This window comes from Lacrimispora xylanolytica (assembly GCF_026723765.1).
Taxonomy (GTDB): domain Bacteria; phylum Bacillota; class Clostridia; order Lachnospirales; family Lachnospiraceae; genus Lacrimispora; species Lacrimispora xylanolytica.
This window is the reverse complement of sequence record NZ_CP113524.1, coordinates 966732-988593: the sequence shown is the minus strand read 5'-3', so window position 1 is coordinate 988593 and position 21862 is coordinate 966732. Positions and strand designations below refer to the sequence as shown.

Sequence of the window (21862 nt, the reverse complement as noted above, 5' to 3'; positions counted from 1 at the left end):
ATCCTCTACTCTGTAATTCGAATGCTATTAATCAGTTTCAAAGCCCAATCCTTTTCTCCCGGGCTTCTGCTGATTATATTTATGTTCATGCGTTGATCCCCGTAAATTACCTGGGCTGACACCCCATAGAGAATTTCTCCCTTTTTATCCTCCGGTTCATAAAATGCAGCACGGGCTCTTGCTTCCCCCACTTTAAAATCCATGAGTTCTTCTACCGTCCCCTGTTCAAACCACTGCTTTTTAAATTCCGCCTCCCGTCCCTCAAAGACGGCAGCATAAATATAATAATCATGTCCCCCATACTTAGGACCATCATAATAATGATCCATGATTCCCTGATCCACTTCATCGTATAAGAAATTTCCAGGCAGTCCAAAGGTCATGTTTCCAATCTTACGGTAAACCATATGCTTCCTGCATCCAATGGAATCCTCAGACAGAAGTACAGCATCCGTAACCTCCACCGGCGTATGGTGATCAAGGCTGCATACCTCTAAATATTCCTCTTTGGGAAATGGAATTTTATCGTCCATGGATCTGGCTGTTTCCAGAAGCTTTATAATCTCACGGTTAATCTGTTTATCCAGCCTGCTGCGCTCAGAAGGCATGAAATAACAAAACTGGTTAAGCAGTACCAGTGCACTGTTTCGATAGAACCAGGCATCCTTTTCTATTTCGTTCCACACAAAAAAGTCTCTGGCAAATGCAACGCTTAGGCCGGAGTTTGCCATGCCTTTTAATTCCTTGAATGAAAATGCCCGGATATGGGTAATCAGCTTTTCTTCCTGTCTCTCCGGTATGTAATAGACCGCAGGCCAGCAAAACATATATTCTTCGTTTTCATTCCAGCCGGATACAAGATCCACCAGATCCGAAAACCACTGATAGAAATATTTCTGGCGCATGGCAAGAAAATCTCTTTTCACAAAATACCCCGTACGGTCCTCAACCTTAAGCTTAAGTTTTTCTTTCCCTGCAAGCCGCTCCAGAAATTCTATGACAGCAACATGAAAGCCTGGTCCGGCAATATTCGTCTGGCTTTCTCCCTGCAGCTTATTCTTGTTCCATTGAAACCAGATGAAACCTTCCGGACAGAGCTGGACCAGCAAAAAACCTTCCATCCGATAGCAATGATACCCCATTTCCTTTATCAGGCTTTTCGTCATTCGCTCCGCATTTTGGGCATTCCAGTTCACCCCGGAAAATATTTTTTTCTTTGGTTCCAAAGTAAATCTGATACGAATACTCATCTGAAACCCTTCCTAACATATCTTTATCTATTCTATCGTATTTCTGTTAGAAATGGAAGCCCAAAACGAGTTTGGACAGATATAAATTTCCAGGCAGTGAAAGGAGGGCTCTCCAGATTCCCCCTGGAAAGCCCTCTGTTTTACTATGCTTTATTTTACAAGCAATGATTTTCCTGTCATCTCCTCTGGCTGCTTCATTCCCAAAAGCTCAATGAGAGTCGGAGCAATATCTGCAAGGCATCCGCCTTCTCTCAGCTTATAAGAAGAATCCGCATTTACCAAAATGAATGGAACTGGATTTGTAGTATGAGCGGTAAATGGTTCTCCTGTCTCATAATCCAGAAGCTGCTCTGCATTTCCATGGTCCGCGCAGATAAATAATACGCCGCCAGTTTCTTTAATGGCATCAACCGTCTCGCCAACGCATGCATCCACGGTTTCGATGGCCTTAATAGCAGCAGCCTCAATTCCTGTATGACCAACCATATCAGGATTTGCAAAGTTCACAATGATTACATCGTATTTACCGGAACGAATGGCGCCTGTAAGCTTTTCACAGACAACAGGAGCGCTCATCTCAGGCTGTAAATCATAGGTAGCAACCTTTGGTGACGGAACTAAAATACGGTCTTCTCCTTCGTTTGGCTCTTCTACGCCGCCATTAAAGAAGAAGGTTACATGGGCATATTTCTCAGTCTCTGCAATTCTAGCCTGAGTCATATGATTGTCAGCAAGGAATTGTCCAAAGGTATTGGTAATGGATTCCTTCTTAAATGCCACCAGCTTATTTTTAATGGTCTCATCATAGTTGGTGAAGCAGACAAAGGTCAGATGGAGGCGCTTCTCTCTTTCAAATCCTTTAAATTCGTCGTCACAGAAAGCTCTTGTCAGCTCTCTTGCACGGTCAGGGCGGAAGTTAAAGAAGATTACAGAATCATGGTCTGATACCACTGCCAGCGGCTTTCCACCCTCTGTTACTACAAGGGGCTCAACAAATTCATCGTAAACTTCCTTATCATAAGATGCCTGGATTCCAGCTACTGCAGATTCAGCATAGTTTCCTTCTCCCTTCGTGAGCGCACGGTAGGCACGTTCTACACGGTCCCAGCGGTTATCACGGTCCATGGCGTAATAACGTCCGGATACAGATGCTACTTTGCCTACTCCTAGCTCTTTCATCTTCGCTTCCAGTGCCTCTACAAAGCCTTTTCCGGAAGCAGGAGGAGTATCACGGCCATCTAAGAAGCAGTGTACATAAACTTTTTCAAGTCCGCTTCTTTTTGCAAGCTCCAGTAAGCCGTAGATGTGGGTATTATGACTGTGTACACCACCGTCTGATACCAGTCCCCACATATGAAGAGCGGAGTTATTCTTTTTACAGTTTTCAACTGCCTGTAAAAATTCCTTTATTTCAAAGAAATCGCCGTCTGCAATGGATTTTGTTATTCTTGTCAGCTCCTGGTATACGATGCGTCCGGCACCCATATTTAAATGTCCTACCTCTGAGTTGCCCATCTGTCCTTCGGGAAGTCCAACAGAAAGACCGCTTGCATATCCTTTTACATAAGGACACTGGCTCATTAACTGGTCCATGATGGGAGTTCTTGCTTCACAGACAGCATTATGGTCACAGTTATCATTTAATCCATAACCATCAAGTATCATTAATACAACTGGTTTTTTGCTCATAACTAGTTTCTCCTTTTCATTATGCTTTCACAAAACAGATGTTGAGAAAAAAACTGCCGACTCATGGCATGATCATATGGAGTCGGCAGCATTCTTTATTTGTTATAATTAACAATGGAACCAAACTCAGGCTTTAAGGAAGCCCCTCCAACCAAACCGCCGTCAATGTCAGGCTGTGCAAACAGCTCAGGTGCGCTGGCTGCAGATACGGAACCGCCATACTGAATGCGAATGGCAGCAGCGGTTGCTTCGTCATAGATTTCACCGATGCAGACACGGATAGCACTGCAGACCTCCTGAGCCTGCTCAGTCGTTGCTACCTTGCCGGTACCAATGGCCCAGATTGGCTCATAAGCGATGACTGCTTCTTTTGCCTGATCTGCGGTTACATTTAAAAATGCAATCTTGATCTGCTGGCGGATCCAGTCAAGTGTAATGCCCTGCTCTCTCTGAGTTAAGGATTCTCCGCAGCATACGATTGGGGTAATGCCGTATTCAAATGCCTTTAATACTTTTTTATTCACAGTCTCATCGGATTCTGCAAAATATTCTCTTCGCTCGGAATGGCCGATTACCACGTATTTAACCCCTGCATCCTTTAACATGGCAGGAGAGATCTCACCGGTATAAGCCCCCTTATCCTCATAATACATGTTTTCAGCACCAATATTAATATTGGAACCCTTTGCTGCTTCCATGGCCGGAATGATATCAATGGCCGGCACACAGAAAATAACATCCACCTCGTCGTTTGCTACCAGAGGTTTCAATGTATTTACAAGCTCAACCGCCTCGGTTGGCGTCATATTCATCTTCCAGTTTCCTGCTATGATTTTTTTTCTAGACATACGATTACCCTTCCTTTTTCTACACTCAAAGCCCGGACGCTCACCGCCCGGGCCGGTATCTTTTCTTATTTGTTGTCAGCTGCTGCTACGCCTGGCAGTTCTTTTCCTTCCAGGAACTCTAAGGATGCACCGCCACCAGTAGAGATATGAGTCATCTTATCTGCAAATCCAAGTCTCTTCACTGCATTTACAGAATCACCACCGCCGATTACGGTAGTTGCATCGCTGAGTGCTGCAACAGCACGGCACACCTCTAAAGTACCTTCTGCGAAATTGGAGAACTCGAAAACGCCCATCGGTCCGTTCCATACAACGGTCTTTGCGCCTGCTAAAGCGTCTTTAAAAAGTTCGATGGACTTTGGTCCGATATCAAAGCCTGACCAGCCTGCTTCAATGGTCTCAACCACTTTTCTTTCTGTATCGTTAGAGAATTCCTTACCAATTACGTTATCAACCGGAAGAAGAAGCTTCACGCCTTTTTCTTTCGCTTTTTCAATCATCTCTAATGCATAATCAAGCTTATCTTCTTCACATAAAGAATTGCCGATTTCTTTGCCCTGAGCTTTTGCAAAGGTATAAGCCATACCGCCGCCGATGATTAAGGTATCAACCTTATCAAGCAGGTTATTAATTACGTTGATCTTATCAGAAACCTTAGCTCCTCCCAGGATAGCCACGAAAGGACGTACCGGATTCTCAACTGCCTGACCTAAGAACTTGATCTCTTTTTCCATCAGGTAACCAACTACATTGGTAGATGTATACTTTGTTACCCCTACGTTAGAGCAGTGAGCTCTGTGAGCGGTACCAAATGCATCGTTAACAAAAATGCCGTCGCTGAGCGCTGCAAGCTCTTTTGCATAAGCTTCTGCATTCTCGTCTTTGCCGTATTTTGTCTCTTCCACTCTGTAACGGGTATTCTGAAGTAAAAGAACTTCACCGTCCTTTAATTCAGCAGCGACCTTCTGTGTCTCAGGTCCTGTTACCTGTGGATCGTTTACGAATTTAACTGTCACGCCAAGTCTCTCGCTTAATGCAGGAGCTACTGGCTCTAATGAAAGCTCTGGAAGTGGCTCGCCCTTTGGCTTCCCTAAATGAGAGCAGAGAATGACTCTTGCGCCCTGGTCTAATAACTTCTTTATGGTCGGAATGGCTCCGTCAATACGATTAAAGTTCTGGATCACTCCATCCTTTAACGGTACATTAAAATCGCAACGAACTAATACTTTCTTTCCCTGTAATCCGGATAAATCGTCAACTGTTTTCTTATTAAGCATGCTAATAATGCTCCTTTCCATTATGGTGTATACAATATAATTACAAAATAATAAAAGGGCCCGGTCCTCAACGACCGGACCCTTCTTGGATCATTAGCCTAATTCAGCAAAGTACTTAATTGTACGAACCATCTGGCTTGTATAGGAATTCTCGTTGTCATACCAGGAAACAACCTGTACCTGATATAAATCATCACCGATCTTGGAAACCATTGTCTGTGTGGAATCAAACAGAGAACCGAATCTTGTACCGATAACATCAGAAGATACGATCTCGTCTTCGTTGTAGCCAAAGGACTCGCTTGCTGCTGCCTTCATAGCTGCATTGATTCCGTCTTTTGTTACATCTGCGCCCTTAACAACTGCTGTTAAGATTGTAGTGGAACCTGTAGGAACCGGAACACGCTGAGCGGAACCGATTAACTTGCCGTTTAACTCAGGAATAACTAAACCGATTGCTTTTGCAGCACCAGTAGAGTTAGGAACGATGTTTGCAGCTCCTGCTCTTGCTCTTCTTAAGTCGCCTTTTCTATGAGGTCCGTCAAGGATCATCTGATCACCAGTGTAAGCATGAATGGTGCTCATGATACCAGACTGGATCTGTGCATAATCGTTAAGAGCCTTAGCCATAGGTGCTAAGCAGTTTGTTGTACAGGAAGCAGCAGAGATGATCTTGTCATCAGCTGTTAATACGTTCTCATTTACGCTGTAAACGATGGTAGGAAGATCGTTGCCTGCTGGAGCAGAGATAACAACTTTCTTAGCGCCTGCATCGATATGAGCCTGAGACTGTGCTTTAGAGCAGTAGAAACCGGTACACTCTAAAACTACATCTACACCAATTTTACCCCAAGGAAGGTTTGCAGCATCTTTCTCAGCGTAAATTTTAATGTTCTTACCATCAACAGTGATAGAATCTTCAGAAGCTTCAACTGTATGAGCATTCTCGCCGTAGTATCCAGCGTATCCACCCTGTGCAGTGTCATATTTTAATAAATGTGCTAACATCTTTGGATCTGTTAAATCGTTGATTGCTACTACTTCATAGCCTTCTGCGCCAAACATCTGTCTGAAAGCAAGACGGCCAATACGTCCGAAACCATTAATTGCAACTTTTACTGCCATAATTCAATTCCTCCTAAGAATAAAATTAATGTGATTGTTAAATAATAATCAACTACCTTTTATTTTACCTAATATCCCAATAAATAGCAAGTCCTTTTTTTATTTTTCTCTTTTCCTCAAGTGCTGTTTGTTATCTTCCCAAATAGAGGAAAAAGCCTTGTAAAAAGATCATTTATCCCCATAAGTGATGGATAAATATGATAAAAAGACTTATCTTATCCTATTATAATTCTGCTTTTCTTAATTATACATATTATTATGAAAACACATATTTTTTATTCCTTTAGCCTAACTATTATTTTCTTTTGATTTTTGCGATATTTGTAAACTTTTGTCTTAATTTATATAAAACAGACGGTTCTGTCCGTTGCTTTTCTACCCTTATTTGATTATAATTAATTTACTTTTGAAAGGAGACCTTCATGCTGCCAGATTATCATTTTCATACTATTTTTTCAGGAGACTCCGAAACACCAGTGAGGGAACAGCTTAATCAGGCTATTTCACTTGGAATGAAATCACTTTGTGTTACAGACCATCATGATTATGATGTGGATTCCCCCATAGATTTTACCCTTGATTTAGACCGGTACTTTGAAACCATGATCCAGTTAAAAGAGGAATATAAAAACAAGCTGGAGCTTCGCATTGGCATCGAGCTTGGGCTCCAGACTCATTTGGAAGAATATTTTAAAAATCTGCTGTCAACCTATCCTTTTGATTTTGTCATCGGCTCCACCCATTTCATCAACCGAAAGGACGCGGTCTATCCCGAATTTTTCCAGGGAAGAACAGAGGAAGAAGCATATCTTCACTATTTCCAGGTCACACTGGATAATGTAAAGAATTTAAGTACGTTTGACGTGGCAGGGCATTTGGATTATATTGTTCGATATGGACCTAATAAGGCTGATTTTTATAACTATGATACGTATCAGGATCTTTTTGATGAGATTTTAAAAGCCATCATTAAAAAAGGCAGAGGAATTGAATGCAATACAGCCGGATACCGGAAAGGAATCAACCAGCCAAATCCAGGACCGGAAATTATAAAGCGCTACCGGGAGCTGGGGGGAGAAATTATAACCATCGGATCGGACGCACATATTCCGGAGGATTTAGGAGCAGATTTTCACAGGGCAAAAGAGCTTCTGCGTTCTGCCGGATTCACCTATTACACGGAATTTAAAGAACGCAGGCCGGAATTTAAGCCTTTATAAACATACGAGAACCAGAATTGGAGAAAAATTATGAATGTATTTGACATCGTTGGTCCTGTTATGATCGGCCCTTCCAGCTCCCATACTGCGGGTGCTGCCAGGATCGGAAAAACAGCCGCTATGCTTTTAGGCGCCCCCATTGCCAAAGCGGATATCCTGTTTCACGGCTCTTTTGCTAAAACCTACAGGGGACACGGTACGGATAAAGCCATCGTCGGCGGTATTTTAAAACTGGATCCCTGGGATCCGGGAATCAGAACCAGCATAGAAACCGCAGAAAAAATGGGCATTGAAATCATGTTTCGGACCGGAACCATTGAAAATGCCCACCCAAACACAGCCCTGATTACCCTGACCTCGGAGAAAGGAAAGACCATATCCGTACAGGGGGCTTCCATTGGAGGAGGCAACATTGTCATCACCAAGGTAAATGATATGGAGGTTTATTTTACCGGGCAGAAGACAACCTTAATCGTCATGCACCAGGATGTTCCCGGAATCATTGCTCACGTAACCAACCTGGTGGCAGCAGGAAATGCCAACATCTGCAATTTCCGCTTAAACCGGGAAGAAAAAGGAGGCCTGGCCATTATGACCCTTGAAATGGACTCTGATTTCGATAGTTCCCTGGTCAAACAGGTGAAAGCCATTCCTTTTGTATATAATACCATACTGTTAAAATTAAATTAATCTCTGCTACTTTAATAAACCTAACAGGGACACAGTCATTTAGGAGAAACTCATGAAACTGAAATACAACTCTGTGGAAGAACTGGTTAACGCCGCACTCTCTTCCAACCAAAAAATATCACAAATCGTACTTACAGAACAGGCGGAGGATATGGAGCTTTCCGAGGAAACCGTCTATGAGACCATGGAAAAAAGCTTTGATGTCATGAGGCAGTCCGTTGAAAATGGAATGGATGCTGATCTTCGCTCTCCCAGCGGATTATCGGGAGGAGCTGCTGCTAAACTTAAAAAAGCAGTGGATGAAGGCCGGAATCATTATGGTCATCTCCTTGGAAATGCCATCAGTATGGCTCTTGCCGTAACAGAATACAACTCCTGTATGGGACAGATTGTGGCTGCACCAACTGCCGGTTCCTGCGGTGTCATACCAGCGGCTCTGATTTCTGTTCTGGAGGAATATAAGCTTCCAAAACGTGATATTGTCATGGGATTATTCACTGCCTCTGCCATTGGTATGGTCATTGCCAAATGTGCCAGCATAGCAGGTGCGGAAGGAGGCTGTCAGGCTGAGGTAGGCTCTGCATCAGCCATGGCTGCGGCTGCCCTGACAGAGATTTTCGACGGAACACCGGAGATGGTTTCCGACAGCTGTGCCATTGCTTTGAAAAACACCATGGGACTTGTCTGTGACCCGGTGGCTGGACTGGTAGAGGTTCCATGCATTAAACGAAATGCCATGGGAGTCGCCAATGCCTTTACCGCCTCTGAGCTGGCGCTGGCCGGAATTAAAAGCGTAATTCCAGCCGATGAAGTTATCATGGCTATGAAAAAGGTAGGAGACCAAATGTCACCGTCTCTTAGGGAAACGGCAGAAGGTGGTCTTGCTGCCACTCCTACTGGATGCAGACTTTGTAAAAAGATTTTTGGTTAATTGCTATTAATACAATACAAAAAAGCCTGCTGGAAAGAAATTTTTGAACTTACATCCAACAAGTTAATTTTAAGTCTAACTTGTGGTGGTACAGCTCAAATTCCTTATTTCAGCAGGCTTTTATCATATATCTTTCTCTTTTATCTCTAATCCTTTATTTCTAATACTTTATTTCTTATCTTTTATTACTTATCTTTTATCTCTTATCTTTATTATTTGGTATTGTCTTATAAATGTAGATTTAAAAAGCTATTTAGAAGTACCAACGCATATATCGTATACCTCTTTTACAGTTTTAATCTTCTACTCTATTAATCCTCTACTCATTGAATCTTCTGCTTTTTGACTCTCTACGCTTCCAGCTTTCTCTTATAGATTTCAATTACCTTTTTCATTGCTTCCTGACCAGGAGCGCCGATGGTCATTCTCTTTTCCACACATGTCTTTAAGCTGATTGCATCATAAATATCCTGTTCAAATACCGGGCTGATTGCCTTATATTCTTCCAGAGTCATATCATCAAGCGCAATTCCTTTTTCAATACAGAAAAGAACCAGCTGACCAACGATTCCGTGAGCATCCCGGAAAGCAACGCCGTGATTTACCAGATAATCTGCTGCATCCGTTGCATTGGTAAAACCATTCTTTGCACTGGCTTCCATAACATCTTTGCGGAAGGACATGGAGGAAATCATGCCTGTAAACAGGGCAAGACAGCCTTTTACTGTATCAATGGCATCAAAGGTCAATTCCTTGTCTTCCTGCATATCTTTGTTGTATGCAAGAGGAATTCCCTTCATGGTAGTAAGGATGGAAACAAGAGCACCATACACTCTACCTGCCTTACCACGAATCAGTTCTGCAATATCAGGATTCTTCTTCTGAGGCATAATACTGCTGCCTGTGCTGTAGGAATCATCGATCTCCACGAACCGATACTCATTGGTATTCCAGATAATAATTTCCTCACAAAATCTGCTTAAATGCATGGCAATGGTAGACAAAGCGCTTAACAGCTCAATAAGATAATCCCTGTCTGCAACAGAATCCATACTATTTAAGGTAGGGCCGTCAAAACCAAGAAGCTCTGCCGTATATTCCCGGTCTAAGGGATAGGTTGTACCTGCAAGGGCACCAGAACCTAAGGGACAATAGTTCATCCTCTTTCTGATATCAGAAAGACGGGAGAAGTCCCGGTCGAACATTTCAAAATAAGCACCAATATGATGGGCAAGGGTAATTGGCTGAGCTTTCTGTAAGTGGGTGAAGCCAGGCATATAAGTATCAATATGCTCTTCTATCACCTTTAAAAGCTCTGTTAAGAGGCCTTTTACCAGGCCGGATAATTCATCGATCTCATCTCTGGTGTAGAGCTTCATATCAAGTGCGACCTGATCATTACGGCTGCGACCGGTATGAAGGCGCTTTCCGGCTTCTCCGATTCGCTCTGTTAAAACAGCTTCCACAAAAGAATGAATGTCTTCATGCTCTGCTGTAATAATAAGAGTTCCATTTTCAAGGTCTTGCCGAATTCCCATGAGCCCGTTAACAATGGTATCCCTGTCTTCCTCTGTAAGGATTCCCTGCTTTGCAAGCATTTTCACATGTGCCATGCTTCCTTCAATATCCTGGTGGTAGAATTTCTGGTCAAAGGATATGGATGCGTTGAAGTTGTGTACCAGCTGATTGGTTTCTTTTGTGAAGCGTCCGCCCCATAATTTCATAATCAAATCTCCTCTTTTCGCTGTTAGTTAATTGAATGTACCCGCATGGGCTGATGTTTCTTCCTTTTTCTTAAGGAGATGCCTAAGATCACGAGAAGAATCAGAATGCTTCCCAATGTTATGGCTCCGCCAAGCTTTAAGCCCTGAGGCATATATTCCAGTGTGATTTCATGCGTTCCAGCTGTCATATGCACACTTAAAAAGGTATCAAACATTTTATAGGAATCCACTTTCTTGCCATCCAGATATATGGTCCAGCCCTTATCATAAGGAATGCTTAAGAACAAAAGACCTGCCCGGTCAGCATTTACAGTTCCCTTAATCTGGGTATCAGACCATTTCGTAAGGGTTAGGGAATTCTTATTTAAAATATCGTAAACCGATTTAAGCCCCTCCGGACTAAATCGATAGGCAACAGCGATCAGATCCTGCTCATTATCTTCATTGTTAATGGTAACCTTTTCTCCTGCCTTAGCAGTTCCAAGCTCCAGAAGATATCCGCGGCTTACATTATCAAAGCTCTTTGATCGTTCACCGATAAATGCATTTACCTTTTCCACTTTTTTATTGCTGACGTAAACGTAATAATCTCCCTCTTCCTCAGGTGTAAATGAGAAGCTGGTTCCTTTAATCTCACTCGGTACTTCTGTCAGCACAGGACTGGCTCCCAAGACCACGGAGAGATCATTTTGAACCTCTGCCGGATTGGTGAGATTCAGCTGCCAGTTATTTTCCACATCATAAGGCATCATAAAGCCCAGGGACAATGCATAATTATTCTGGCGCAAATACATATCCTCTTCATTAGAAACCGGTGTGGAGATGGTATCTCCTTCCTCTGGTTCTTCGGAATAGAGGGCATATTTAACTGCAAACAGGGCATCCACTAAAGGGGTACTTCCCGTAATACTGTAAGCATTGGTGGAGCTTTCACAGCCAATCTTTTTAAAGAACTTGGATAAATCCGCGTTGGCTGTGGAGGAGAATAAGGAAACCGTAGGAAAGTGAAGCCAGGCCCCGTCATTCTTTGTTTTACGATTTACTTTTTCCACCCGGTAAAAGGTATCGTTTGGCATTAAGCTTGCAGCCAGCTTCATGGAAGACTCATTGTCTTTTACATAACTGGTCCGGCTGGTGGTTGTCACACTGGTTACTGTAGTATTAACCGCTGCTTCCAGAGCTACCACGCCAAGAGCTACCAAAACAAGTACATTACGATTGATTCCTTTCTGGTAGAGGTGAATCAGTCCTGCATAAGCCCCAAGGAATAAGAGAGCCACGTAGAAGATGGAAAAATGAAAGGCATCGTCCGTAATCAGCTTCTGAGCCATTAACACAAAGATTACAGAAGCAAAGAATGATATCACAACATGCTTCCACGGTGTCTCATGAAGGTGGATATAAGCATGGTAGCACACAGCCAGCATGAGAAAAATATAAATAAATGACTGTCTGCATGGAAGGCTGTTGGGATAATGAAATCCATGCCAGATAAAGTTCAATATATTGACGGAAAAACTTGCAAAAAAGAAAAGAAGGAGGGAGCACATAACAATCTTATCTTTTTTCTTGATTTTTGAACTGCCCAGATACAATAAAAAGAACATAAGAACCGCAACGCCGCAGTAAATATTGGGCCAGTGATCCAGTCCGATCTCCGTTTCCACTGCCGGCAGATGTCTGGCAATCATATCAAAGATGGAGAAATAAGAACTTATGGTCTGTGGGAAGTTAAAGTCACTGGAAGCTGTCATCTGAAGGGCATAAATCTCCGGCAGCAGGACAGCTGCGGAAAGACCTCCGGCCAGAAGAGAAAATAAGGCAAAATGACAGGCGTTAACAAAGACTTCCTTCCATGGCCGTCTTCCTTCTAAAATAAGAAGAACTACAAAATAGAAGACCATAAAAATACATATCATAATCGATATGTAATAATTCGATATAATTGATAAGCCAAGAGTTATACAATATAGGAAGCATTTCTTTTCTTTTACCAGTCTCTCAAGTCCCAGCATAATGATGGGGAATAAAAGAATGCAGTCCAGCCACATAATATTCCAGCTGTAAGCTGCCATATATCCGGACAGAGCATAAAAAATACCAAAGAATGCGATTCCAAAATCATTGGTTTTAAAATGCTTTCTTAAATACCAGGAAAAGCTTAAACCGGAAAGACCAATCTTTAGTACGATCATATAGGTCATGAACTCAATGACCGAATTTTTCGGGCAGAATACCAACAGCCAGTTTAAAGGGCTTGCCAGATAATAAGCATACAGGGCTGCAAAATTCACACCCATTCCAATATCCCAGCTATATAAAAGACTGCCTCCATGGGTCAGCTTGTACCGGAACTCAGAAAAAAACGGCGCATACTGGTGATACATATCCGTTCTTAAAAAACTTTCTTCTCCAAAAGGAAAAATCCCTCTCTGGGCAAATATGATGACCATAACGATCATGGGCACAAAAAAGGCAGCCAAAAGTCCATCCACAGGCCGCACCAGGGTAGAACTAGACCGTTTTTCCCTTACCAGACCTCTCCGCTCCGGTCTCTGATCTTCATCATCCATATCCGTTTCTTCTATTATAATGTCCTCTTTTAAGAAATCCTCTGTCATATCTTCTTCATAAGCATCCTCATCAAAAGGATCCTCTGATTCTGCCAAAGGCTTCTTCGTATCTTTTAAATCGTTTTCATTATCATCAGATTCTGATGGACCTTCCTCATACAATTCCTCCATGCCTTCCACCGGCACAAGCAAATGAATTTTGGGAGGATCTATAAGCTCTGGCTCCATCTCCTGGTTGTTCTCGTTCTTTTTCAAATCTGTTTCCCCTGTTGTATTTTCTTTTTCATCTGATGTCATCTTTAGCATATTCTCAAGTTCTTTTGATATTTTCTCAATCTCGTCATCGTGTTCCATTTCATTTACCTCTCTTTACAGGGGTTTTTCCTCACTGTTTCGGAATATGAAAAGTTTGCTGAATACATAGTTTGCTACCACTACAACTACGGATACCAGTACTTTACTTACATATTCATCCATATTGAGCCAGGAAACCATAATCACCATCAGAACCATTTCTATGACGCCTGATGCTGCTCTGCACGTGGTAAAGGATATGACCTCCTTTATCACAAAACCAAGATGCATGTCATAGCTTTGAAAAACAAAAATTTTATTTACAACATAGGCAAACAGAACGGATATGACCCACGCTGCTGCTGTTGCGATTCGATAATCTACGCCGGTCTTTACCATCATGCCATAGACTACCCAGTTCACAAGGGTTGTCAAAACTCCAAATATCAAATAAGAAATGACTTCACGGCTCATGAATTTACGCCATATTTTCATTAACATTTCTTTTTCTCCTGTAAAATTACATTTCCTCTATTGTATTATAGGGAAGGAAAATTGTAAAGGGAATCTAAGGCTTGACTTCCAGAAAGTCTTTGGCTCCATCAGAATAGTAAACCTCGTAATCATCCGTGATAAATATCCCATAAACACCCTCTAAGGAATTGACTAATTTAAGTCCTCCTTCCAGTCCCTGGGAAAAACAGGCGGTAGTAAGACCATCGGCATCACCGGAAATCTTTGTTATAATAGTGACCGAAACAAGACCATTGCGGTAAGGGTATCCGGTCTTAGGATCTAACAGATGGTGATAATTAATTCCATCTTTAATAAAATGACGCTCATAAACACCGGAAGATACCACTGACATATCATTTATATTAAGAGTTTCTATGGTCTCATTCCGATCTGCAAAAGGCTTTTGAAGACCCACTTTAAATGGTGTCCCATCTGGTTTTTCACCGACACAAAGGACATTTCCGCCTAAATTGATAATAGCACTTTTGACGCCCTCTTCTACTAAATAATCCTTTAAACGGTCAGCAATGTATCCCTTTGCAACTCCACCAAAATCAAGAGTGGTATCCGGCGATAAAAAGGTGAGACTGTTTCCTTCCAGCTTTAAGTTATGATAATTTACCTTTTTCACATCTTCTTTGATCTCATTTTCAGGGGGAACGACAGGATTTTGAGAGGTAAAGTCCCAAAGGGAAGATAAGGGCTCTATGGTAATATCAAAGCCTCCTCCTGATATCTTTGAAAGATAGTCTGCTCTGGTAATCAGATTTTTAATATCATCCGACACGGTAATTGTCTGCTGATCCTTTGGCCTGTGATTCAGCTTGTAAACTTCGCTGCCTTCTATGGTCTTACTTAATATATTTTCATAGGAACGGCATAATTCCAGGCAGCCGTCTAATATCTTAGGATCATCGTTGTCATAGATGGTAACGGTAACATACGTATTCAGTAAAAAACCGGATTTGCTGACAGGTTCTATCTTCCGGTCACAGCCGGATAGCAAAAGCGCTGCTAATCCGGCAATAAAAAGGAGCTTTTTCCCTTTTATCATTCCATTTCCTCCATCTTAACCTTGGCTTCCCTTGCATGGTCTACCAGAATCTGGCACACGCCATCTAATTCTCCCATGCCCTTTAACCGGCAGATTACCTCATACCCCTCTTCCTCCAACTGAGCTTTCCAGGAGTCATCCTCTTCTCCTGCCATATCGTTATGGGCGTGATCTCCACATACGATCATCAGAGGCTGAAGGATAATACGGGTGGAATCTGTTTTCTTTACTTCTTCCATAATATCCTGAAACGTAGGTTCTGCCTCTACGGTTCCAATATGGTAACGGTCAAAATTCTGGCTGGAAAAAACACCTGCCAGACGATGGTATGCTTCATTGGCAACATGCTCGGTGCCATGTCCCATAAATATGATTTCCGTTCCAGCCTCATCATATTCCCTGGTATCCTCAGTAAGAACTTTTGTCAGCCTTTCATAATCCTCTTCTGAGGATAAAAGGGGCTGTCCGCAAACAATTTTATCAAAATGGTCCTTATATTCCTCTACAGCAGAAAGCATGCGGTCATTTTCTTCTCCGCCCATAACCAGGGTAGGCTGAACCAGTACATGGGTATAGCCGTCTTTTGTCAACTGTAAAAGAGCTTCAGAAACTCCGTCTATTTCAATTCCGTCTCTATTTTTAAGAATTCCGATAATAATCCGGCTGGTAAATGCACGGCGTATTTCAAAGTCTTTGAATTCATCTCTGATTGCCTGTTCAATGGCCTCTATGGTCTTTTTTCTACTCTCATTATAGGTTGTACCAAAACTCACTACTAAAACCGCTTTTTTCATTTCATTCTCCTATATGTATATTTCCTGATTACCATATCACAGATGATTTTTACTGTCAAACTCCTTTTCACGCACCGTAGGCGCAAAACCAAAGGTTTTGCGCCTACGACTCACATTGCATTCATTTTAGGAGATTTTTAGAAATCTACCTCTTTATCATAGTAACAACAAATCAACAGTTTCTCCATCTCAGCCGGTGTAATCGGTCTTGGGTTGGAGCCGGTGCATGCATCACCAACTGCTAATTCGGCTACTGACGCTAACTTATCATTGAACTCTGCTTCGTCAATGATTCCGCCTTCATATTCCTTAATACAGGTTGGAATACTAAGCTTTTCATTCATGGAACGAATCTCAGCAATCAATGCATCAACCAGTTCTTCGTCAGTATTACCCTCTAAACCAATGAAGCGGGCAATCTCAGCATAACGTGTTGCTGCTTCGGAAACCTTTGCATTGAACTTGATTACTTTAGGAAGATACATTGCATTTGCACAACCATGAACGATGTGTCCACCGGAATATGCAGCCCCTGTCTTATGGGCCATGGAATGAACAATACCTAACAGTGCATTGGAGAATGCCATACCTGCAAGGCACTGTGCATTGTGCATACGTGCACGAGCCTCTAAATCTCCATGATAGGATTTAATCAAATCATTATGTATCATCTTGATCGCATGAAGCGCAAGAGGATCGGTATAGTCACAGTGAAGGGTAGATACATAAGCCTCTACTGCATGTGTCAAAGCATCCATTCCAGTGTAAGCGGTCAGCTGCTGAGGCATTGTCTCAGCAAGGTCAGGATCGACAATCGCAACATCTGGTGTGATGTTAAAGTCTGCTAACGGATATTTAATACCCTTCTGATAATCTGTGATAACACTGAAAGCCGTTACTTCGGTTGCTGTTCCGGAAGTAGACGGAATCGCACAGAACTTAGCCTTTAAACGTAAGGATGGGAAATTAAATGGAATACATAAATCTTCAAATGTGACATCTGGATACTCATAAAATGCCCACATTGCTTTTGCTGCATCAATTGGGGAACCGCCGCCGATTGCAACGATCCAGTCTGGTTCAAACTCGCGCATCATCTGAGCGCCTTTTAATACCGTCTCCACGCTTGGATCCGGCTCTACCCCTTCAAATAACCTTACTTCAATACCAGCTTCCTTTAAGTAAGCTTCAACCCTGTCAAGAAATCCAAATCGTTTCATCGAACCGCCGCCAACTACCACGATTGCCTTATTTCCCTTTAAATTCTTAAGTTCTTCTAAGGCACCCTTTCCGTGATACAAGTCTCTCGGTAATGTAAATCTAGCCATGTTATAACCCTCCTTATGAATTTCCAGTTCTTGCTATAGAAATATTGTATTATAATTCGACAGGAAATACAAAGGTAAAAAGGTATATATCAGTATATATATATTGATATATATTTAACACTCCATGGCTGATAAAGGTTCTGAGGACTCCAGTTCTTTTAAGAATTCCTTATCCCAGGCAGTAAAGGTATATCCCTTTCTATATAGGAGAGAATCCTGAAATAACCGATGATTTCCTATGCATTCCCGCTCAATCAGATGATACCGCTTTAGTACCTGGTCTGGCATGGGAGATACCCACATATAGGAATCTGGATTCTCACATAGAAGGTCAAACTGACTTCCTCTCTCGAATACATAGATTCGCTTGGCTGGATTTTTAAGGTGCGTATCCCTTTCAAAGGTCTCTTTGTTCCTGGTTACTCCGTCTCCATGGCAGATTTCAATATAGGGTGCCAGGTCTTCTGAATATATCTCTTTCTTTTTAGCAAGAGGGTGATGTGAGGATATAAGAATTCTTAAAGAAAAATCAAGCAAGGGCTCCATGCTAAGGCCCTTTGTTGATGTGATCTGCCTGTAATAAGCCTCTGATGAAGACTGATATCTGATTATCCCCAAATTGTATTCCCCTGTTTCTACATCTCTTAAGGTTTCGGCTGTGTTGGTCTCTCTCAGCCAGACAGCCATGGATTCTTCCGGATCCATGGTCCTTATAAATCTGGTACAGGCAAGACTGATATAGCTTGCTCTTGGCATAGAAAGAGAAAATTTCATGCCATTAACTTCATCAGGCTTATATAAGTGCTCCATTTCCTCAATCTGCACCAAAACGTTCCTTGCGTATTCCAGGAACATTCTCCCCCGTTCCGTTGGAACCACACCCTTGGGCGTCCGTTTAAAAATAGGAGCTCCAAGACTTTCTTCCAGACTTTTGATTGCCTTACTCAGATTTGGCTGATCCATGTAAAGGTTTGCTGCTGCCTGAGTGATGGAGCCTGTTTTTTCTACTTCAACCGCATATTGTAATAGTACCGTATTCAAACGCCTTCCTCCTTTGTATGCTACCTGCCTTCCTTTTCAGCTTCATAAAGATATTTAGACAGCGCCGCCAGGGAAACTGCCATATTTTCATTCTGAACCAGAACATGACCCGGAACCTTTAGATGAATGGGGGCAAAATTCCAGATTGCCTTTACTCCTGCTGCCACCAAATGGTCACAGGCCTCCTGGGCTGAATGTGCAGGAACTGTAATGATTCCAATATGAATGTTCATTCTCTGGCAAAGATTCTCCAGCTTTACAAAGGGCAAAATAAGCTTTCCTCCGATTTTAGTGTTCACCTTTCTTCCATCGGAATCAAAGGCCATCACTATCTCCACCCCATACTGTTCAAACCCCCGGTAAGTAAGAAGTGCTTTTCCTAAAGAACCTGCCCCTACTAAAACAGCCTGGTTGGTGTTATGATAACCCAGAAATTCTTCGATATCCCGAATCAGTTCCCGAATCTGATACCCCATCTTTGGCTTTCCCCCAGTTTTAGTAACCATGGCAAGGTCTTTTCGAACCTGGACCTCATTGAGCTTTAAGTCAGCAGCCATTAAGGGAGCAGAAATGGTCTCTGATTTTTCCTTCTCTTTTTGCTCCAGGTAATGATGATATACCGGAAGGCGTTCCAGCGTTTTTCGGGAGATTCCTCCCACCATATGTCTCTTTTCTTCCATAAGCAAATACCTCCCCTTCTAAAAACGCAGGCTGCGGCACCGGTTAAATGCTGCAAACATTTCCTGTCTTCTGGGAACCGCCAGATTACCGGGAGGGTGGTTCTTTTCTCCCAGGACATTCAGGTCTTGTAACTCCATCCGTTTCTCCAGCTCGTCCACTATCTGGGCCAGCGTCTTTTTACCATCTATAAGATGAGCCCCTGCATACTGAATCAGATACCCCAGAGCGGCAATCTGCTCAATATCTGCAATCTGCTCCACATAACGCAGATCGACGGTTTCAGAATCAAGCTTAAGGCTATCCCTGCCTAACACCTTTGTTTTAGACCGCTTTCCATCTCCTCCCATCTCAAGGCGGGAAGGCGTGCGGCTAAGATTGATAAGAGGAAATTCAAGAGACTGCATTGCTTCCCCGAACGACTTTGCAGCTTCCTTTGCTTCCTTTGTAATCTCTCTTGGAACATAGGAATCCATTTGAATGACGTGATCTGCAACATGAAAATAAGCCCCAGAGCTTCCTGCAACCAGTATAGTAGAAATTCCTTTTGTCTCATAAAGTCCCCGGATTCTCTCAATAAATGGAGTAATTGGCTCCTGGCTTCTTTTTACCACCTGCTGCATAAGGCGGTCACGTATCATAAAATTAGTTGCGCTGGTATCTTCATCAATTAAAAATACATGTGCCCCTGCTTCCATGGCCTCCACCATGGAAGCTGCCTGAGATGTACTTCCACTGGCATCCTCCGTGGAAAATCTGCTGGTATCTCTCCCATTGGGCAAATGGTTAATGAATCCGGAGATATCTACCTTTCTTACGCTTCTTCCATCCTCTGCCCGAAGCTTAACAGCGGAAGAATCTGTTATGACAAATTCCCTGCCATCTCCGGCAATGTGTGGATACACTCCTTTTTCAAGTGCCTCTAACAGTGTGGATTTTCCATGATATCCGCCTCCAACAATCAGAGTCACTCCTTTTGGTATACCCATTCCCTTTATAGCTCCTCTATGAGGAAGAACAATCTCTACCTCCATGGAGGACGGAGATTGAAATGGTACTGCCTTTGCCATTGGTCGATTGGAGATTCCTGACTGTCTGGGAAGAATGGCGCCATTGGCAACAAATGCGATAAGACCAAGGTCAGAAAGCTTGCATCTTAAGGCTTCCTGATCTTTGGAAAGCTCTATTACCGATGTTATCCCTGACTTTTCCTCCTGGGTATAAGCGTCGTAAAAACAGACCTTGGAAATACAGGCTGGCAGAAAATCAAACAGAATCTTAATAAGCTCTTCCGACCGTATGGATCTTCCATTGGCTGGAAATCCTGCTTCAAGGCGTAAAGTCAGACTGCCATCGAATCCATTTACCTGACAAGCGATCCGTTCTAAAATCTCCTGTCCAGGACGACTGATTGATAATAACCCGCTTTTTCCAGATCCCTTAGCCTGAAAGGAATATGGCTCCAGCATTTTTCCAAAGCGCCTTAAGAGTTCGTCAGAGAGAGCAATTCTTTTATGTTTTAAATCATAAGTATCAACTGGGAATGCCGCCTTTTTCCCCTGTATTTGAATGCTGATCCGAGAAGGGGCAGCAAAAGGGTCCCCCTGTATATGGTCAATAGATAACACATAGCCTGGAAACTGATATTCTCCTTTTGCCCCTTTATAAGCAGGATATCCTTTTCCATCTATAGAACGGAGAAATTGCTTTAAATCCCCGGAAGTCTTCATTCCAAAGGCCTCCTCCCGTTCTGATTATTAGTAAGGTCTGTAAGGAACATGGCATCTCCGAAGCTAAAGAAACGATAGCGCTCTTTGATTGCCTCTTCATAAGCATGAAGCACATGCTCTCTTCCTGCCAGTGCAGAAACAAGCATCACAAGTGTGGATTCCGGCAGATGGAAGTTGGTAATCAGACAATCCAAAGTCTTAAAACGGTATCCTGGATAAATGAAAATTTCAGTCCACCCGCTTCCAGCCTTTAAAATTCCATCCTCTGTGGAAGCAGATTCCACGGTACGGCAGCTGGTGGTTCCCACGCAGATGATGCGGCCGCCATTCTTTTTGGTATCGTTGACCTTCTTTGCCTCCGCCTCTTCTACCATATAGAATTCGGAATGCATGTGATGAGATTCAATTGTGTCCACCTTCACTGGGCGAAAGGTTCCCAGTCCAACGTGAAGCGTTACCCGTGCAATGGAAATGCCTTTTTTCTCGATTTTCTCCAACAATTCCTTAGTAAAATGAAGCCCGGCAGTTGGAGCCGCTGCGGATCCATCATGCTTTGCATACACCGTCTGATAGCGGTTTTTATCCTGAAGCTGATGGGTAATATAAGGAGGGAGAGGCATCTGTCCCAGCTGATCTAAAATTTCTTCAAAAATCCCATCATAGCTGAACTGAATGAGCCTATTTCCTTCTTCCACAACGTCAATGACAGTTCCCTTTAAAAGTCCGTCACCAAATGAGATAACGGTTCCTTCCTTCGCCTTCTTCCCAGGCTTAACAAGGGTTTCCCAAATATCATTCTCTCTTCTTTTTAAGAGAAGTATCTCTATTTTGGCTTCCGTTCCTTCCTTCACACCAAAGAGTCTGGCTGGAATTACCTTAGTGTCATTGATTACAAGACAATCTCCTTCCTTTAAATAGGAAAGAATGTCTCTAAAATGCCTATGTTCGATCTCTCCAGTCTGCTTGTCCATCACTAAAAGCCTGGAAGAAGAGCGGTCTAACAGGGGATCCTGGGCGATCAGCTCCTGGGGTAAGTCAAAATTAAAATCTCTCACGTTCATGATTTATTATCTCCTTTGATAAAAATGCTCCTCTGCACG

General features: G+C 42.7%; 18 protein-coding genes. 3 read left to right on the top strand and 15 right to left on the bottom strand.

Translation table 11 applies throughout. The features are described from left to right. Nucleotides 1-5: 5 nt before the first annotated feature. From OW255_RS04740 to gap, 5 genes are all read right to left on the bottom strand, one after another. A complete protein-coding gene (locus OW255_RS04740) occupies nucleotides 6-1250 on the bottom strand; it encodes a hypothetical protein (RefSeq protein WP_268115801.1) in 1245 nt (414 codons plus the stop codon). Between the two features lie 150 nt (nucleotides 1251-1400). After that, the gene (gene gpmI / locus OW255_RS04735) at nucleotides 1401-2939 is read right to left on the bottom strand and encodes a 2,3-bisphosphoglycerate-independent phosphoglycerate mutase (protein WP_268115799.1); all 1539 of its coding nucleotides are present in this window, start codon (nucleotides 2937-2939) and stop codon (nucleotides 1401-1403) included. Between the two features lie 95 nt (nucleotides 2940-3034). After that, nucleotides 3035-3787: a triose-phosphate isomerase gene (tpiA, locus tag OW255_RS04730; RefSeq protein ID WP_024837055.1), complete on the bottom strand. Its 753-nt coding sequence runs from the start codon at nucleotides 3785-3787 to the stop codon at nucleotides 3035-3037. 65 nt (nucleotides 3788-3852) lie between these two features. Further along, a complete protein-coding gene (locus tag OW255_RS04725; protein ID WP_024837056.1) occupies nucleotides 3853-5064 on the bottom strand; it encodes a phosphoglycerate kinase in 1212 nt (403 codons plus the stop codon). Nucleotides 5065-5157: 93 nt separating this feature from the next. After that, on the bottom strand, nucleotides 5158-6189 hold the full coding sequence (gap, locus tag OW255_RS04720) for a type I glyceraldehyde-3-phosphate dehydrogenase (RefSeq protein ID WP_026890611.1): 1032 nt from the start codon (nucleotides 6187-6189) through the stop codon (nucleotides 5158-5160). 422 nt (nucleotides 6190-6611) lie between these two features. Between gap and OW255_RS04715 the strand changes: the two genes are divergently transcribed. The 3 genes from OW255_RS04715 to sdaAA are packed head-to-tail and all read left to right on the top strand — an operon-like array spanning nucleotide 6612 to nucleotide 9030. Continuing rightward, nucleotides 6612-7409: a histidinol-phosphatase HisJ family protein gene (locus tag OW255_RS04715; RefSeq protein WP_268115796.1), complete on the top strand. Its 798-nt coding sequence runs from the start codon at nucleotides 6612-6614 to the stop codon at nucleotides 7407-7409. Between the two features lie 30 nt (nucleotides 7410-7439). Next, entirely contained in the window at nucleotides 7440-8099 is a 660-nt protein-coding gene (gene sdaAB / locus OW255_RS04710) for an L-serine ammonia-lyase, iron-sulfur-dependent subunit beta (RefSeq protein ID WP_268115794.1), read from the top strand. Between the two features lie 52 nt (nucleotides 8100-8151). Next, a complete protein-coding gene (gene sdaAA / locus OW255_RS04705; RefSeq protein WP_268115793.1) occupies nucleotides 8152-9030 on the top strand; it encodes an L-serine ammonia-lyase, iron-sulfur-dependent, subunit alpha in 879 nt (292 codons plus the stop codon). A gap of 350 nt (nucleotides 9031-9380) precedes the next feature. On the opposite strand, the gene argH is transcribed toward sdaAA, so the two are convergent. From argH to queA, 10 genes are all read right to left on the bottom strand, one after another. Continuing rightward, the gene (gene argH / locus OW255_RS04700; protein WP_268115792.1) at nucleotides 9381-10754 is read right to left on the bottom strand and encodes an argininosuccinate lyase; all 1374 of its coding nucleotides are present in this window, start codon (nucleotides 10752-10754) and stop codon (nucleotides 9381-9383) included. Between the two features lie 23 nt (nucleotides 10755-10777). Continuing rightward, on the bottom strand, nucleotides 10778-13681 hold the full coding sequence (locus OW255_RS04695; RefSeq protein ID WP_268115791.1) for a YfhO family protein: 2904 nt from the start codon (nucleotides 13679-13681) through the stop codon (nucleotides 10778-10780). Between the two features lie 15 nt (nucleotides 13682-13696). Continuing rightward, on the bottom strand, nucleotides 13697-14122 hold the full coding sequence (locus OW255_RS04690) for a GtrA family protein (protein ID WP_268115790.1): 426 nt from the start codon (nucleotides 14120-14122) through the stop codon (nucleotides 13697-13699). A 67-nt stretch (nucleotides 14123-14189) separates the two neighbouring features. After that, nucleotides 14190-15191 (bottom strand): FAD:protein FMN transferase, encoded by a 1002-nt coding sequence (locus OW255_RS04685; protein WP_268115789.1) that lies wholly within the window; start codon nucleotides 15189-15191, stop codon nucleotides 14190-14192. After that, nucleotides 15188-15985, bottom strand: coding sequence for a sirohydrochlorin cobaltochelatase (locus OW255_RS04680; RefSeq protein ID WP_268115788.1), 798 nt, complete (start codon nucleotides 15983-15985; stop codon nucleotides 15188-15190). Before OW255_RS04680 ends, OW255_RS04685 begins: the two co-directional genes overlap by 4 nt. A gap of 137 nt (nucleotides 15986-16122) precedes the next feature. Next, on the bottom strand, nucleotides 16123-17313 hold the full coding sequence (locus OW255_RS04675; RefSeq protein WP_268115786.1) for an iron-containing alcohol dehydrogenase: 1191 nt from the start codon (nucleotides 17311-17313) through the stop codon (nucleotides 16123-16125). A 114-nt stretch (nucleotides 17314-17427) separates the two neighbouring features. Beyond that, the gene (locus OW255_RS04670; protein ID WP_268115785.1) at nucleotides 17428-18354 is read right to left on the bottom strand and encodes a LysR family transcriptional regulator; all 927 of its coding nucleotides are present in this window, start codon (nucleotides 18352-18354) and stop codon (nucleotides 17428-17430) included. Nucleotides 18355-18374: 20 nt separating this feature from the next. After that, nucleotides 18375-19034, bottom strand: a complete 660-nt coding sequence (locus OW255_RS04665) for a redox-sensing transcriptional repressor Rex (protein WP_268115783.1) — start codon at nucleotides 19032-19034, stop codon at nucleotides 18375-18377. A gap of 18 nt (nucleotides 19035-19052) precedes the next feature. Further along, nucleotides 19053-20762 (bottom strand): ABC-ATPase domain-containing protein, encoded by a 1710-nt coding sequence (locus tag OW255_RS04660; protein ID WP_268115781.1) that lies wholly within the window; start codon nucleotides 20760-20762, stop codon nucleotides 19053-19055. Then, on the bottom strand, nucleotides 20759-21823 hold the full coding sequence (queA, locus tag OW255_RS04655; protein WP_268115780.1) for a tRNA preQ1(34) S-adenosylmethionine ribosyltransferase-isomerase QueA: 1065 nt from the start codon (nucleotides 21821-21823) through the stop codon (nucleotides 20759-20761). The genes OW255_RS04660 and queA overlap by 4 nt, the downstream gene beginning before the upstream one ends. Nucleotides 21824-21862 lie beyond the last annotated feature (39 nt).